At 64.2% G+C, this 15,215-nt stretch carries 14 protein-coding genes; 11 read left to right on the top strand and 3 right to left on the bottom strand.

Annotation, left to right across the window (positions count from 1 at the left end):
- Positions 1-119: 119 nt before the first annotated feature.
- From RBB46_RS03055 to hflX, 6 genes are all read left to right on the top strand, one after another.
- On the top strand, positions 120-2,402 hold the full coding sequence (locus RBB46_RS03055; RefSeq protein WP_336623132.1) for a PAS domain-containing sensor histidine kinase: 2,283 nt from the start codon (positions 120-122) through the stop codon (positions 2,400-2,402).
- Positions 2,392-3,759 (top strand): sigma-54 dependent transcriptional regulator, encoded by a 1,368-nt coding sequence (locus tag RBB46_RS03060; RefSeq protein WP_306027400.1) that lies wholly within the window; start codon positions 2,392-2,394, stop codon positions 3,757-3,759. The genes RBB46_RS03055 and RBB46_RS03060 overlap by 11 nt, the downstream gene beginning before the upstream one ends.
- 79 nt (positions 3,760-3,838) lie before the next feature.
- A complete protein-coding gene (gene trkA, locus RBB46_RS03065) occupies positions 3,839-5,215 on the top strand; it encodes a Trk system potassium transporter TrkA (protein ID WP_306027401.1) in 1,377 nt (458 codons plus the stop codon).
- A 54-nt stretch (positions 5,216-5,269) separates the two neighbouring features.
- Positions 5,270-6,133 carry a D-amino-acid transaminase gene (locus RBB46_RS03070; protein ID WP_306027402.1) on the top strand — a complete coding sequence of 288 codons (864 nt, stop codon included), beginning with the start codon at positions 5,270-5,272 and terminating at the stop codon, positions 6,131-6,133.
- 252 nt (positions 6,134-6,385) lie between these two features.
- Entirely contained in the window at positions 6,386-6,643 is a 258-nt protein-coding gene (gene hfq, locus RBB46_RS03075; protein WP_306027403.1) for an RNA chaperone Hfq, read from the top strand.
- 102 nt (positions 6,644-6,745) lie between these two features.
- Positions 6,746-8,062 (top strand): GTPase HflX, encoded by a 1,317-nt coding sequence (gene hflX, locus RBB46_RS03080; RefSeq protein ID WP_306027713.1) that lies wholly within the window; start codon positions 6,746-6,748, stop codon positions 8,060-8,062.
- On the opposite strand, the gene mazG is transcribed toward hflX, so the two are convergent.
- Positions 8,008-8,916, bottom strand: coding sequence for a nucleoside triphosphate pyrophosphohydrolase (mazG, locus tag RBB46_RS03085; protein ID WP_306027404.1), 909 nt, complete (start codon positions 8,914-8,916; stop codon positions 8,008-8,010). The genes hflX and mazG overlap by 55 nt on opposite strands.
- 180 nt (positions 8,917-9,096) lie before the next feature.
- Between mazG and arfB the strand changes: the two genes are divergently transcribed.
- Positions 9,097-9,534, top strand: a complete 438-nt coding sequence (gene arfB, locus RBB46_RS03090) for an alternative ribosome rescue aminoacyl-tRNA hydrolase ArfB (protein ID WP_306027405.1) — start codon at positions 9,097-9,099, stop codon at positions 9,532-9,534.
- A 9-nt stretch (positions 9,535-9,543) separates the two neighbouring features.
- Here arfB and RBB46_RS03095 read toward each other — a convergent pair whose 3' ends face one another.
- Positions 9,544-10,356 carry a helix-turn-helix domain-containing protein gene (locus tag RBB46_RS03095; protein ID WP_306027406.1) on the bottom strand — a complete coding sequence of 271 codons (813 nt, stop codon included), beginning with the start codon at positions 10,354-10,356 and terminating at the stop codon, positions 9,544-9,546.
- Positions 10,357-10,487: 131 nt separating this feature from the next.
- Between RBB46_RS03095 and RBB46_RS03100 the strand changes: the two genes are divergently transcribed.
- From RBB46_RS03100 to xylA, 3 genes are all read left to right on the top strand, one after another.
- The gene (locus tag RBB46_RS03100) at positions 10,488-10,892 is read left to right on the top strand and encodes a hypothetical protein (RefSeq protein WP_306027407.1); all 405 of its coding nucleotides are present in this window, start codon (positions 10,488-10,490) and stop codon (positions 10,890-10,892) included.
- A 167-nt stretch (positions 10,893-11,059) separates the two neighbouring features.
- Complete coding sequence (gene xylB / locus RBB46_RS03105) at positions 11,060-12,523, top strand: xylulokinase (RefSeq protein WP_306027408.1); 1,464 nt, start codon at positions 11,060-11,062, stop codon at positions 12,521-12,523.
- Complete coding sequence (xylA, locus tag RBB46_RS03110; protein ID WP_306027410.1) at positions 12,520-13,827, top strand: xylose isomerase; 1,308 nt, start codon at positions 12,520-12,522, stop codon at positions 13,825-13,827. The genes xylB and xylA overlap by 4 nt, the downstream gene beginning before the upstream one ends.
- A 110-nt stretch (positions 13,828-13,937) precedes the next feature.
- On the opposite strand, the gene RBB46_RS03115 is transcribed toward xylA, so the two are convergent.
- The gene (locus RBB46_RS03115; protein WP_306027411.1) at positions 13,938-14,141 is read right to left on the bottom strand and encodes a hypothetical protein; all 204 of its coding nucleotides are present in this window, start codon (positions 14,139-14,141) and stop codon (positions 13,938-13,940) included.
- Positions 14,142-14,307: 166 nt separating this feature from the next.
- On the opposite strand from RBB46_RS03115, the gene RBB46_RS03120 reads away from it, so the two are divergent.
- Complete coding sequence (locus RBB46_RS03120; RefSeq protein ID WP_306027412.1) at positions 14,308-15,201, top strand: LysR substrate-binding domain-containing protein; 894 nt, start codon at positions 14,308-14,310, stop codon at positions 15,199-15,201.
- Positions 15,202-15,215 lie beyond the last annotated feature (14 nt).

The following is a 15,215-nucleotide window of genomic DNA, read 5'->3' on the forward strand; positions in this document are numbered from 1 at the left end:
CGGGCCCGTCATTCACAGGCGGCCTTCTCTGTCGTAATTTGGCAACATTGTGTGGTAAGGGTGCCGCATTCCCAGCGCCGGTCCCGCATGGATCGATTCCAACAGACGGTCGCTTGCCTGTGCTTGCCGAAAGAACGAGCAGCTTCTCCTCCCAGCCCGATCATGGTGGCCGCGGCCTTCGCGTGCGCCGGATCGGTCTCGTCCTCGTCATCATTTCGCTGATCTCGATCACGCTTACCTTCTTCGTGCTGATGGGCGTGACGCCGATTGCCCCGGACGGGCCGGTGGCGCAGGTCGCGATGGTGATCAACGGCGTTCTGGTGGCGATCCTGCTGCTGCTGATCGGGCTGGAATTCGCCGCGCTGTGGCAGGCGCGTCGGCGCGGGCGTGCCGCAGCCCGGTTGCACGGGCGTATCGTGACGCTGTTCAGTGTGGTGGCCGCCGTGCCGGCCGTGCTGGTTGCGATCCTGGCAACGATCACGCTCGACCGCGGTCTCGACCGCTGGTTCGAGGATCGCACGCGTCTCATCATCGACAATGCGCTGACGGTCGCCCAAGCCTATCTGCAGGAACATGCCCGGGTGCTGCGCGGCGACCTTATCGCGATGGCCAACGATATCGACCGGGCCAAAGCGGTCTATGATTTCGAGCCGACACGCTTCGACAGCTTCTTCCAGACGCAAACGACGTTGCGCGCGCTTCTCGGTGCCTTCCTGATGAAGTCGGACGGGACGGTGATCACCCGGGTCATCGTCAATCCCGACATCGAGGTGCTGCTGCCTCCCACGGAAGCTTTCAGCCAGACGCAGGCGGGCGAGCCGGTGTTGATCGCCCCGGGCGTGTCGAACCTCGTGGGCGGTGTGATGAAGCTCTCCGCCTATGACGACATGTATCTCTATGTCACCCGTGCCATGGACAAGCGCGTCGTCGACTATCTCAGGCTGGCGGAGGACGGGGCGAGCCAATACACGCGGATGGAGCAAAGCCGCTTTGGCGTGCAGGTCGCCTTCGCGCTCGTTTATACCGGCGTCACGCTGGTGTTGCTTCTGTCCTCGATCTGGATCGGCTTCGGTTTCGCCAACATGCTGGTCGCCCCGATAAGACGGCTGATCGGGGCGGCGGACCAGGTGTCCAAGGGCAACCTCTATGTCCAGGTGGAGACCGACAAGTCGGCCGGTGACCTTGCCAACCTGGGCTCGACCTTCAACAACATGACGGCGCAGTTGCGCGGCCAGCGCGACGCGCTGCTGGCGGCCAACGACCAGATCGACCGGCGCCGGCGTTTCACCGAGGCCGTGCTTTCCGGTGTTACCGCAGGCGTTATCGGCATCGACGACAGCGGCCGGATCACGCTGGTCAACCGGTCCGCGCTGCATTTGCTCGATTTCAGCGAGAGCACACTGCTCGACGAACCTCTTGCGCGGGTGATCCCGGAACTGGCGGAGGTCGTCGAGGATGCGCTGGCGCGTGCCGACGACCGGATGAGCGAGACGCAGGTCTCCATCCACAGGCAGGGACGAGAGCGGACGGTGAACGTGCGCGTCACCAGCGAACAGTCAACGCGCAGCGAGCACGGCTTCGTGGTGACGCTCGACGACATCACCGACCTGGTGACGGCACAGCGGACATCGGCCTGGGCCGACGTCGCGCGGCGCATCGCGCACGAGATCAAGAACCCGCTGACCCCGATCCAGCTTTCGGCGGAACGCATCCGGCGGCGCTACGGCAAGACGATCGTCGAGGATGACCGGTCTGTTTTCGACCAGTGCATCGACACGATCATTCGCCAGGTCGGCGACATCGGTCGGATGGTCGACGAGTTCTCCTCCTTCGCCCGCATGCCGAAGCCGACCATGAGCACCAGCGACCTTCGAACGACGGTGCGGGAGGCTGCGTTCCTTCAGAGCGTTGCCAATCCCGACATCTCGATCAAGACGCTGTTGCCGGACGAGGCGGTCAGGGCCAGCTTCGACCAACGGCTGGTGGGCCAGGCTTTCACCAACGTGATCAAGAACGCGACGGAATCCGTGATGGCGCTGCCGCCCGAGCAGGCGGGGAACGGGCGCATTCGCGTCAATCTGGTGGAGGACGACAGCCGCATCGTGGTCGAGGTCATCGACAATGGCATCGGCCTGCCGGTGGAGAACCGGCAGCGGCTGCTTGAGCCCTACATGACGACGCGCGAGAAGGGGACGGGGCTCGGGCTCGCGATCGTCAAGAAGATCATGGAAGAACACGGCGGCGGCATCGAGCTTCTCGACGCCCCGCAGGATGCCAAGGGAAGCGGGGGCGGAACAGGCGCGATGGTCCGGCTGACAATGGCCAGGAACACCGCTGAGGCCACAGGCCGGACAGACGAGGCGTCCGATACTCCGGAGACGGTTGCAACAGATGGCGTATGATATCCTAATCGTCGATGACGAAGCCGACATTCGAGACCTTATCGCGGGCATTCTCGATGACGAGGGGTTCAAGACCCGCACGGCCGGCGACAGCGACAGCGCGTTGGCGGCGATCCAGGAACGCCGGCCCTCGATGGTCGTGCTCGACATCTGGCTCCAAGGCAGCAAGCTGGATGGCCTGGAACTCCTTGACGAGATCAAGAGCCAGGACGCGGAACTGCCCGTCGTGATCATCTCCGGCCACGGCAATATCGAGACCGCGGTCTCGGCGATCAAGCGCGGCGCCTACGACTATATCGAAAAACCCTTCAAGGCCGACCGACTGGTGCTGATCACGGAGCGGGCGCTGGAAGCGTCGTCCCTGAAACGCGAGATCAAGCAGCTCAAGCAGCGCAGCAGCGACGCGCCGGAACTGCTTGGCAACAGCAGCGCCATGAACCAGTTGCGGCACACGATCGAACGGGTCGCCCCGACCAACAGTCGCGTGCTGATCGCCGGCCCCTCCGGTGCCGGCAAGGAACTCACGGCCCGGACCATTCACGCCATGTCGCAACGGACCCGCAATCCGTTCGTGGTGATCAATGCGGCGACGATAACTCCCGACCGCATGGAAGAGGAGCTGTTCGGAATCGAGGATGTCGACGGGCGCATCCGGAAGGTTGGCGCGATGGAGGAGGCCCATGGCGGCACCCTCTATATCGACGAGGTCGCCGACATGCCCTACGAGACGCAGGGCAAGATCCTGCGGGTGCTGGTCGACCAGACCTTCACGCGGGTCGGGGGTGTCGGCAAGGTGAGCGTCGACATCCGCATCCTGTCGTCGAGTGCCCGCAACCTGGAGAACGAGATCTCCGAAGCGCGGTTCCGGGAGGACCTGTTCCACCGTCTTGGCGTCGTCCCGCTGCATGTGCCGGCGCTGGCCGACCGCCGCGACGACATTCCAGACCTCGTGCAGTTCTTCATGGAGCAGATTTCGGTCGCCTCCGGACTGCCGATCCGCAAGATCGGCGAGGACGCGATGGCCGTGCTGCAGGCACATGACTGGCCCGGCAACGTTCGCCAGTTGCGCAACAATGTGGAACGGCTGATGATCCTCTCGAGAGGGGAGCCGGATGCGGTGATCACCGCCGACCTGTTGCCGGGTGAAATAGGCGCGGACGTGCCGAACCTGCCGACCAATGGCGGCGGCGAGCACCTGATGGCGCTGCCGCTGCGCGATGCCCGGGAGATGTTCGAGCGCGATTACCTGCAAGCGCAGATCAAGCGGTTTGGCGGCAACGTCTCGCGGACGGCGGAATTCGTCGGAATGGAACGCTCCGCCCTGCATCGCAAGCTCAAGTCGCTCGGCTTGTCGTGAGCGCCTGCATTTCCTAGCTTCGGCAGTCGGCATGCTCCCGATTGCCTGCCCTTAGGTTTCCGAAAGGACGCTGGATCCGATGAGAGTGGTGATTTGCGGTGCCGGCCAGGTTGGCTATGGCATTGCCGAGAAGCTGGCTGCCGAGCAGAACGACGTGTCGGTGATCGATTCCTCGCCGCGGCTGATCAACGCGATTCGCGACACGCTCGACGTGCGCGGGTTCGTCGGCCATGGCGCCCACCCCGATGTGCTGGCGCAAGCCGGCGCCGACCAGGCCGACATGCTGATCGCCGTCACGCTTTATGACGAGGTCAACATGGTCGCCTGCCAGGTGGCCCATTCGCTGTTCAAGGTGCCGACCAAGGTGGCGCGCGTGCGTGCGCAGAGCTACCTGAAGTCGCATTGGAGCGACCTGTTCTCCCGCGACAACATGCCGATCGACGTGATCATCTCGCCCGAGATCGAGGTCGGCGAGATGGTGCTGCGCCGCCTTGCGCTGCCCGGCGCCGTGGAGACGGTGCGTTTTGCCGACGACCAGGTGGTTGTGGTGGGCGTCGTCTGCCGCGAGGACTGCCCGGTGGTGAACACGCCGCTGCGTCAGCTGACGGAGCTGTTCCCTGATCTGGGCGCCGTCGTGACGGGCGTCTTTCGCGGCAACCACCTGTTCGTGCCCAAGAGCTCCGACACGCTGCTTGTCGACGATCTCGTCTATGTGGTGGCGCGGCGGGACCGGGTTCGGCGGACGCTGGCGATCTTTGGCCACGAGGAGCCCGAGGCCAGCCGCGTCGTGATCGCCGGTGGCGGCAATATCGGCCATTACGTGGCGCATACGCTGGAACAGCGCCAGTCGGCGGCGAAGGTCAAGATCATCGAGCATTCGCGCGAACGGGCGCTCAGCATCGCCGACACGCTGAAACGTGCCGTGATCCTGCATGGCAGCGCGCTCGACCAGAACCTGCTGCTCGAAGCGGACATCCAGGATGCCGACACGCTGATCGCGCTGACCAACGAGGACGAGGTCAACATCCTGTCCTGCGTGATGGCCAAGAAGCTGGGTTGCAAGCGCAACCTGTCGCTCCTCAACAACCCGAGCTACCCGACCTTCGCCCATGCGCTGGGGATCGATGCCTTCGTCAACCCACGGCAGGTGACGATCTCGAAGATCCTGCAGCACGTGCGGCGCGGCCGTATTCGCGGCGTGCATGCCTTGCAGAACGGCGCGGCGGAAGTGATCGAGGCCGAGGCGCTGGAGACATCGCCGCTCGTTGGAAAGCCGTTGCGCGAGGTGGATCTGCCGGACGGGATCCGGGTGGGCGCGATTTTCCGGGACGGCAACGTGATTACGCCGGACGGGGGCGCCATCATCCGGGCGCATGATCGTTGCGTGCTCTTCGCCATTGCCGAGCGCGTTCGGCAGGTCGAGCAAATGTTCCGGGTCAGCCTGGAATTCTTCTGATAGAACCGGCGTTTCCACGCCACGTCCGCTTGATTGTGTGAACCCGGAGGGGAAATGAGTCGCATTGCCTATGTGAACGGGCGCTATGTCCGCCACGCGGAAGCCGCCGTGCATATCGAGGACCGGGGTTACCAGTTCGCCGACGGTGTCTATGAGGTCTGCGAGATCTGGCAGGGCAAGATCGTCGACGAGCGCCGGCATCTCGACCGGCTCGAGCGCTCGCTTCGCGAATTGTCGATCCGCATGCCGATGAGCCGTGCGGCGCTATCCCAGATCCTGCGTCAGGTCGTGCGCAAGAACCTCGTGCGCGACGGTATCGTCTACATGCAGGTGACCCGCGGCGTCGCACGCCGGGATCACGTGTTTCCGCCCGCGGACACGCCGCCGGCCCTGGTCATCACCGCCAAGCCGGTGCGGCCTGCGGCGGGCGAGAAGGCGGCCGAACAGGGCGTGGCGGTCATCACCGTTCCGGAAAACCGCTGGGACAGGGTGGACATCAAGACCGTCGGCCTGCTGCCCAACGTGCTGGCCAAGCAGAAGGCCAGGGAGGCCGGAGCCAAGGAAGCCTGGTTCGTCGACGCAGACGGCATGGTGACGGAAGGCGGATCGACCAACGCCTGGATCGTTACCCGGGACAACTGCCTCGTCACGCGGCCGGCGCAGTCCGGTATCCTCAAGGGTATTACCCGGCAGGTTGTTCTGGATATGATTGAACGCGCCGGTTTAACGTTTGACGAGCGGCCCTTCAGCGTGGAAGAAGCACGTCAGGCAAAAGAGGCATTCATTACAGCCGCCTCGACCCTCGTGATGCCGGTGGTGCGGGTCGATGACACCACGATCGGCAACGGGCATCCCGGCGAGACCACGATGGAACTGCGTAAAATGTTCCACAAGGTCAGCGAGTTGTCATCTGTCTGACCGGAAGGGACGAGCGGGGCAGGGGCACCGATCCCCGGCTCTGATCGTCTATCCGGGTTGACCCAGAAACGGGCAGAAATGCAGATCGGGATGCGCTAGACTGCCGCTTGTGCGCCCGGGAGCTTTCCTCCGGGCTCTTGACGCCGACCCTTGCCCAGCGCAATGCTCGCGGTCGCGAGAAACCGGTTTCAGGTCGGGTTGTCGGTCGGGTGCACCAATAAACGACAAAGCGAATGCAGGACAATATAAAGCATGGCTGACCGCGCTCAAAACCTTCAGGACACTTTCCTCAATCACGTACGCAAACAGAAGACGCCGCTCACGATTTTCCTGATCAACGGTGTGAAGTTGCAGGGTGTCGTGACGTGGTTCGACAATTTCTGCGTTCTTCTTCGGCGTGACGGTCATTCGCAGCTTGTCTACAAGCATGCGATTTCCACCGTCATGCCGAATGCTCCGGTGCAACTCTTCGACCCGGCCGACGAGGCAGGCGAAAAAGCGGCGGACTGATTGAAAAAACAGCCCCGCCCAGGCAAGGACAAGCCCTCCGCGCAGGAGCCGGACAATCCGTTCGATGCTCCGCGCGGAGCCGCCGGCGCGCGCGCCGCCGTGATCGTACCTGTTCTGTCGGGTCGCTATCGCGGCGACGGTGCGACAGAGGCGTCCCTGCGCCGTTCGCCCAAGGCCCGGCTTGAGGAAGCAATCGGGCTGGCCGCCGCGATCGATCTCGACATCGTCTCCTCCGGCATCGTCACCGTCTCCAATCCCCGCCCGGGTACGCTCTTCGGCAGCGGCAAGGTCGAGGAACTGGGAGCGATCGTGAAGGCCGAGGAGGCCGAACTGGTGGTCGTCGACCACCCGCTGACGCCCATCCAGCAGCGCAACCTCGAAAAAGCCCTGCAGTGCAAGGTATTGGACCGGACGGGCCTGATTCTCGAGATCTTCGGCGCGCGCGCCAGCACGGCCGAGGGCACGTTGCAGGTCGAACTGGCGCATCTGAAATGGCAGAAAAGCCGGCTCGTGCGCTCATGGACCCATCTGGAGCGGCAGCGTGGCGGTCTGGGCTTCATCGGCGGGCCGGGCGAAACCCAGATCGAGGCCGACCGCCGGCTGATCCAGGAACGCATCATGCGCCTGGAAAGGGATCTGGAGCAGGTCACCCGCACCCGCGACCTGCATCGACAGAAGCGCAAGAAGGTACCGCAACCGGTTGTCGCCCTGGTCGGCTACACCAATGCCGGCAAGTCGACCCTTTTCAATCGCCTGACGCAGTCCGACGTGTTTGCCAAGGACCTCCTGTTCGCAACGCTGGATCCGACGCTGCGGCGCGTCACGCTGCCGCATGGCAGCGACATCATCCTGTCCGACACTGTCGGGTTCATCTCCGATCTCCCCACGCATCTGATTGCCGCGTTCCGGGCGACGCTGGAGGAGGTGACGGAGGCGAACCTGATCCTGCATGTGCGCGACATCTCGCATGAAGACACGGACGCGCAGGCGGCCGACGTGGCGGCGACGCTCGACATCCTCGGCCTCGATGAGGATCGCGACGCCCGGCTTGTCGAGGTCTGGAACAAGGTCGACCTCCTGCCGGAGGAGCAAAGGCAGACGCTCGTGGGAGCGAACCGCGCGGGCACCGGGCCCGTTGCCGTTTCTGCCGTTTCCGGGGAGGGGGTGGACGATCTTCTCACCCGTATCGAGGACCGCCTGTCGGAGGGCAGCCATGTCTATCGGGTTTCGGTGCCACTCGAGGACGGCGAGAGACTTGCCTGGCTCTATCGACACACCGATGTGCTGAAGAGGCAGGACGGGGAGGCGGGGATCCGCGTCCAGGTCCGTGTCGGCGAGCGGCGCAAGGACGAGTTCTCCGACCGTTATCGAGGCGCTTTTGTCGAGGTCGACGGGGACACGGACGACACGATATCCTGATCGCCTGCCTGCTGCGTTGACGGTGTCTGCTTGGCCGCCTGCCAGACCGCTTCCATTTCCTCGAGTGCGAGATCATCAAGGGTACGGCCGGCGGCTTGCGCTGCATCTTCTATCGCGGCGAAGCGATGGCGGAACTTCCTGTTGGTGCGCTTGAGCGCTTCTTCCGGATCGATGTCGAGATGACGGGCGAGATTGGCAATGGCGAAGATCAGGTCGCCGATCTCGCCGGCGATGCGGTCGCGGCGATCGCCCGACAGGTCGCCGTCCTCTTTGATCTCGGCGGCAAGCTCTTCCGTTTCCTCGCGAATCTTGTCGAATACCGGTCCGGCGCTGCCCCAGTCGAAACCGACGCGGGCGGCTCGGCGTTGCAGTTTTTCCGCCTCGACGAGAGCGGGAAAGATGGCGGGCACATCGTCCAGGAAGCGGGGCTCACGTCCGGGTATGCCGACGGCTTCGCGCGCGGCGGCGCGCTCGCGCTTTTCCTCCTGCTTGATGCGTTCCCACATGCCCTTGGCCATGCCGGCGGAGCGGGCCGCCTCGTCTCCGAAGACATGCGGGTGGCGGCGGATCATCTTGGTGGTGATGCCCTCGACGACATCGGGGAAGGCAAAGGCGCCGTCCTCTTCGGCAAGCTGCGCGTGGTAGACCACCTGAAGCAGAAGGTCGCCCAGTTCCTCGCGCAGGTTGACCATGTCGCCGCGATGGATGGCGTCGGCAACCTCATAAGCCTCCTCGATCGTGTAGGGGGCGATCGTGCCGAAATCCTGCTCCAGGTCCCAGGGACACCCGGTTTCCGGCGTTCGCAGCGCAGCCATGATCTCGATAAGGCGGTCGATCCTGCGATCCGGTTTCACGGGCGGTACCTTTGCGGGAGGACGGGTTTCAGGAAAATGCAGGTCCCGACATAGCATTGGCACGGACAGGCTCCAAGCCCGCCTCCCGAGTGCACGTTGAACCGCCCGGCGATATCGACTAGCACACAGGAGAGTGGCAACGATCATCGCATCCGACCCGGGAAACGAAGGACAGGCGGCATGGCGGAGGGCAGGAGCGCGCCTCTGGAAATCGAGCAGGGCATCGTCATTCCGGCGGAAGATCTGTCGGAGAGCTTCGTGCGGGCCTCCGGTCCGGGCGGGCAGAACGTCAACAAGGTCGCGACAGCCGTGCAACTCAGGTTCCAGCTGCATGCCAACCGCACCCTGCCGGAGGACGTGAAGCAGCGGCTCGGACGACTGGCCGGCAGCCGGTTGACATTGTCGGGCGAGATCCTGATCCAGGCTGACCGTTTTCGTACCCAGGAGCGCAACCGTCAGGACGCGCTGGAGCGGCTTGCGGCACTCGTGCGCAAGGCACTGGAGCGCCCCAAGCCGCGCAAGGCGACACGGCCGACGCGCGGGTCGAAGGAACGGCGGCTTGCCTCCAAGAAGCAGAGGTCCGCGGTCAAGCGCCTGCGTTCGTCCGCCGACGAGTGAGTGACTCCTTCACGCCGGTTCTTCCTGCGCCGCAATACGGGTCATGACAGCGGCGGTTTCGGCATCTGCGGGAAAGAAGCTTTCGATGACGAGTTCCGAGAGCTGGATGTCGACCGCCGTTCCGAACACCGTCGTTGTGCTCAGGAAGGACAGTGTTCCGGCCTCGCTTGCCAATTGCAGCGGGATGGCGATACCGGCGTGCCGGTCTTCGCCGAAAGGCCGGTAGGGACGGGCCCCAGGCGGCACGGGATAGCTCGCGATCTCGTCATGAAGGGCGGCGAGCTCCGTGTCGCCACTTGTCTCCACCTGGGCCGACAACCGGTGCAGGATGTGGGAGCGCCATTGCCGGAAGTTGAGGATGCGTGGAGCCAGTCCCTCCGGATGCAAGCTCACGCGCAGTACGTTGACCGGCCCGGCGAGAAGCGTCGGCGTGACGCTGGCCAGCAGGAACCGGGCGGCCGCGTTGGCGCGCAACAAGGTCCAGTGACGATCAACGGCGATCGAGGGATGGGGCGCATGGCCGTTGAGGATCATCTCGACGACGCCGAGGGCTATCTCCATCTCGGGATGATCGATGGCCCGCGTTTCGGCCAAGGGAGCGAAACCGGCGGCAACAAGCAGCGCGCTGGTCTCGCGCGGCGGCACGGCGAGGTGAAGCGCGAGACGCTCCACCATGTCCCGGCTTGGCCTGGCCTTGCCCGATTCGAGGAAGCTGAGATGGCGCTGCGACAGCCCGGCATCGCTGGCAAGGGCAAGCTGGCTGAGGCGGCGGCGGTTGCGCCATGTGCGTAGCTGATCGGCGAACGTGCTTGCTGTGCTCATGAGGTCAGATTGGCGTTCCCTTGCGCGTGATTCAATGACCTTCGAGGTAATCGACGTCATGACCTCGCGATGATTTTCTTCCGGTCATCGAGCGGCTCGCGCCGCATCGAACCAACAGGAAGGAACCCGACATGTTCGACATCATCGCCCGTCTTTCGCTTCGCAACCTCCTCGTCGTCGACGCAGTCACCTGCGTGGTGATGGGGGCGTTGCTGCTGGTCGCCGGCGGTCTTCTGGCCGGACCGCTGGGGCTCCCGGCCGATCTGCTCTTCTATGCCGGCCTGCTGCTTCTCCCCGTCGCGGCCTTCATGGTGCTGGTCGCGCTTCCGGCCCGCACGTCCGGAACCGGCGCCGGAATCGTTGTTGCAGGAAACTGGCTCTGGGTGGCGGCAAGCATTGCATTGCCGGTTCTCGGCCTTGTTGCTCCCAGTGCGCTCGGCCTTGTTTTTCTGATCGTGCAGGCGGTGGCGGTCGCGGTGCTTGCAATCCTTGAGCAGAAGGCCATTGCCGGGCGACAGCCGGCAATGGCCGGTTGAGCCGCGTTGCCGCAAGGGGCCGCACGTCAGCGATCCCATGCCCGTGGCAACACCTTCGGGTGTCGCCACGGGCATTTGCGATTCCCGCTCTTTATTTCCTCGTGCCATGGTATATTTTGGTTTCGAAAAAAAACACGCGGCACGCGTGATAAAGGTCGGGAGGGAACGTGTATCTCGGGATCGATATCGGGACGTCCGGCGTCAAGACGGTGCTCATGGATGACGCCGGCGCCGTTCGGGGATCTGCATCCAGCGCCCTGACGGTCGAGCGTCCGCGACCCGGCTGGTCGGAACAGGATCCGGAAAGCTGGTGGCGGGCTGTCGTCGACACGCTGGACGAGCTCGCGCGCGCTCATTCCTCCGTCATGGCGAAGGTCAAGGGCATTGGCCTGTCCGGCCAGATGCATGGTGCGACCCTTCTGGATGAGGCGCATCGTGTGCTGCGTCCGGCGATCCTTTGGAACGACGGTCGCTCGGAGGCGGAATGCGCGCAGCTTGACGCACGTGCCGACTTTCGCGGCATCGGCGGCAATCTCGTCATGCCCGGTTTTACCGCGCCGAAGCTTGAATGGGTGGCGCGTCACGAGCCGGAAGTCTTCGAAAAGACGCGGCTTGTGCTGTTGCCCAAGGACCATGTGCGCCTGCGCCTGACAGGCGAGGCGGTTTCCGACATGTCCGACGCCGCCGGCACGCTCTGGCTCGACGTCGCGCGGCGCGATTGGTCGGACGTGCTGCTGGCAGCGACCGGCCTCGACCGCAACCACATGCCCCGCCTCGCCGAAGGGTCCGAGGCGACAGGCCTGGTGAAGGCCGAGCTTGCCGCAAGATGGGGCTTCGTCACGTCGCCGGTGGTTGCCGGCGGGGCCGGGGACAATGCGGCGAGTGCTTGCGGTATCGGTGCGGTTCGCCCCGGTGAGGCCTTCATCTCGCTCGGAACGTCCGGCGTGCTCTTCGTTGCGACCGACCGGTTTCGTCCGAACACGCAAGGCGCTGTGCATGCCTTCTGTCACGCGCTGCCCGATACCTGGCACCAGATGGGGGTGATCCTGTCGGCGACTGATAGCCTCAACTGGCTGGCGCGCGTGTCCGGCTGCGATGTCGCGACACTGGAAGCGGAGGCGGCCGCGCGTTTCGACCAGCGCCAGGGGCCGTCGGAGGTCGTTTTCCTGCCCTATCTTTCGGGGGAACGCACACCGCACAATGATGCCGGCGCTCGCGGCTCCTTCATTGGCCTGTCGCACGCGAACGACCGCGCCGATCTTGCCCTTGCCGTGCTGGAGGGCGTTGCCTTCGCCTTCAGGGACAGCCTCGACGTGCTGTCGGCCGCAGGGTCGAGCGTTGCCCGGGCGACGGCCATCGGCGGCGGGGCGCGCTCGGAATGTTGGCTGAAGATTCTCGCGGCCGTTCTGGGCATCCCGATTGATATCCCGCAGCACGGCGATTTCGGCGCGGCCTTCGGGGCGGCCCGGCTGGGGCGCGCGGCCGCTATCGGCCGGCACGACGCGGCGCTTTTCCCGTCACCTGAAACGGATTTCACGGTGGAGCCCGATGCCGGGCTCTCCTCATCCTACCGGGAGGGGCTCGGTCGCTACCGGGCGCTCTACCCGGCATTGAAAGAGGTTCTGCGATGACTGCGTTTTTCGACGGCGTTCCGGCCATCCGCTACGAGGGGCCGGAGAGCGAGAACCCGTTTGCCTATCGCTGGTACGATGCCGACCGGCTGGTCCTGGGCAAACGCATGGAAGATCACCTGCGCTTCGCCATTGCCTATTGGCACTCATTCTGCTGGCCGGGCGGGGATCCCTTTGGTGGCGCCACCTTCGAGCGGCCCTGGTTCGGCGACAGCATGGATGCGGCGCGGGCGAAGGCCGACGTCGCCTTCGAGATGTTCGACCTCCTGGGTGCCCCGTTCTTCTGTTTTCACGACCGGGATGCCTCGCCGGAAGGCGCGACGCTGGCCGAGAGCAACCGCAATCTTCGGGAGATCGCCGACATCTTCGCCCGCAAGATGGAAACGTCGAAGACGAAGCTGCTCTGGGGCACCGCCAATCTGTTCTCGCATCGCCGCTACATGGCCGGCGCGGCCACGAATCCCGATCCGGATGTCTTCGCCTATGCCGCCGGCCAGGTGAAGGCCTGCATGGACGTGACGCATTCGCTCGGTGGCCAGAACTATGTCCTGTGGGGCGGCCGCGAGGGCTACGAGACCTTGCTCAACACCGACCTGCGACAGGAGCTGGACCAGCTCGGTCGCTTTCTGTCGATGGTGGTCGAGTACAAGCACAAGATCGGGTTTTCCGGCACCATCCTGATCGAGCCGAAGCCGCAGGAACCGACCAAGCACCAGTATGACTTCGACGTGGCGACCGTCTACGGCTTCCTTCAGGCCTACGGGCTGGAAAAGGAGGTGAAGGTCAATATCGAGGTCGGTCACGCGGTGCTTGCCGGCCATTCCTTCGAGCATGAAGTGGCGCTCGCTTCCGCCCTCGGCATTTTCGGATCGATCGACATCAACCGGAACGACTACCAGTCCGGATGGGACACGGACCAGTTTCCCATGAGTGTCCCGGAAGTGGCGCTGGCGCTCTACTACATCCTGCAAGGCGGCGGCTTCACCACCGGCGGGCTGAATTTCGATGCCAAGCTGCGCCGCCAGTCGCTCGACGCGGCCGACCTCATCCACGCGCATGTGGGGGGCATGGATACCTGCGCACGCGGGCTTCTGGCCGCTGCCGACATGATCGAGAAGGGCGACCTTTCATCAGCGCTTGCCCAACGCTATGCCGGATGGCAGGGCACGGAGGCGCGGGCGATGCTGACAGGGGAACGCACGCTCGAGGATATCGCCGCGCGTGTGGAGCGGGACGGGATCGATCCGCGCCCGGTGTCGGGACGCCAGGAATATCTGGAGAACCTGCTCAATCGCAGGTTCTGACGGGCGAGCGCCACGCAAGATCCTGCTTAGAAACGACAAAACCGCCGGAGTTGCCTCCGGCGGTTTTTCTGTAAACTGGAACTGCCCTGCTTTGCCCGCGGGGATGCGGCTCAGCGGCCGTTGACGCCGAGGCGGGCGGCGTTGGATGCACCGGGTTCGCCGAAACGGAAGGCCTGGAAGCGCGCGCGCTTGGCAGCCTCACCGGCAAAGCCGAGATCGGAAAGGGTGCGCTGGTCGGTGTCGGCAACATGAAGCGCATGAACGCGCGTTGCGACGCCAAAAGTGTTGCCGAGGACCCGGGTCAGGTAGGACATGTCGCTCTCCATGTGCTCGTGTTGCGAAAACCGGCGGCATCCTGCGGTGCAGGCTCTCTCGCCGTCGTTCTGATTGGGGATATGGTCGTATTCGTCACTTCAGACAAACAAAAAGATCTAATAGATATCGTCAATTCCATTGAAGTGTGGATTCGGGAGTTCTGACATGGACCTTGTGCCGGGAAAGGGAACGCCGCTGATCGAGATGGACCTTTATCGAACGTTCCTTCTGATCGCGGAAACAGGAAGTTTCTCAAAGACTTCCGAGATTATTGGCCGAACGCCCTCTGCCGTGTCGATGCAGATCAAGAAACTGGAGCTGCTGCTCGGGGTTGCGGTATTTGCAAGAGAGGGTCGCAGCGTGCGCATGACGGCCGAGGGAGAAGCCCTGCTCGGATACGCCCGGCGGATCCTGCTGCTCAACGAGGAAGCCGTGGCGATGTTCCGGTCGCCGGAGATCGAGGGCGAGGTCCGCTTCGGGGCCCCGTCCGATTTCGGCACCCGTTTTCTGCCCAATATCCTGACGCGGTTTGCCCGATCCCACCCCGGCGTCAATGTCGATGTGCATCTGGACGGCAGCCCGCCGCTTCAGCAGAAGCTCAAGGACAGTCAGCTTGATCTGATACTCTACACCGCAAGGCCCGACAGCGATCTCGCCCGGGGCGGCGAGATTGTCTATACGGAGCCGCTTGCCTGGGCGGGGCTCGAGGGCGGCGTCGCCTACAGCCGGGATCCGCTGCCATTGGCGCTTTCGGTCTCCGGCTGCCCGTGGCGCAAGGCGGCGCGGATCGCGCTCGACAAGTCCGATCACCCCTACCGCATCGCCTATCAGAGCTTTCACAGTGCAGGGCAGGAAGCCGCGCTCCTGGCGGACCTCGCGATTGCTCCGTTCCCCACCAGCGTGATCACGCCGCCGCTGCAGAAACTTGACGACAGGCACGGGCTCCCCGAAATCGGCGATTACCACCTGATCCTCAAGGAGGCGGGAAATGCCGGCAAGGCGACGGCCGCGTTTGCCAGCCATGTCGTTGCCTGCTTCAGAGAGATCAATCCGACATGAAGATATTTAAATCA

The sequence above is a fragment of the Stappia sp. MMSF_3263 genome, from assembly GCF_030733745.1.
Lineage (GTDB): Bacteria > Pseudomonadota > Alphaproteobacteria > Rhizobiales > Stappiaceae > Stappia.